The following is a 502-nucleotide window of genomic DNA, read 5'->3' on the forward strand; positions in this document are numbered from 1 at the left end:
CGAAGAAGTTGCGCAGGTCGGCATTGGCGGTCGAGAGCTCCTCGACCTTCGACTTCAGCTCGTCGTTGACGGTGGCCAGCTCCTCGTTCGTGGACTGGAGCTCCTCGTTCATCGACATCATTTCCTCGTTCGAGGATTTCAGCTCCTCGTTCGCGGTCTCCAGTTCCTCGACCGTGGTGCGCAGGCGGGTGCGGGTGGCGCGCAGCTCCTGCTCGAGCACCTGGACATGGCTTTCCGAGGGCACCAGCGCCTCGAACTCGTCGCCGTCGATCGGCTCGAACGGGGCGCGGTCGCGGAACACGATCAGGATGGTGTCGTCGGGCAGCGGGTCGGCCAGCACGTCGACCTTCTGCCTTCCCAGCTCGCTTACGACCTCGACGTCGCGGGCGATCTTGCGGGCATTGTCGTTCGCGGCCTCGCGGATCAGCGCCGAGACCGCCTCGCGCAGGCCGGGGCGGGCGATCGCCTGGGCGAAGGCCTGGCCCTGCTCGGCCGGGTCGAG

At 67.5% G+C, this 502-nt stretch carries 1 pseudogene; it reads right to left on the reverse strand.

Going from position 1 to position 502, the window contains the following annotated elements:
• A pseudogene (locus CVV76_RS24450) lies at positions 1-502 on the reverse strand (chemotaxis protein CheB); the annotation flags it as partial.

Source organism: Acidimangrovimonas sediminis (assembly GCF_002871005.1).
In the GTDB taxonomy this organism is placed as follows: Bacteria; Pseudomonadota; Alphaproteobacteria; order Rhodobacterales; family Rhodobacteraceae; genus Acidimangrovimonas; species Acidimangrovimonas sediminis.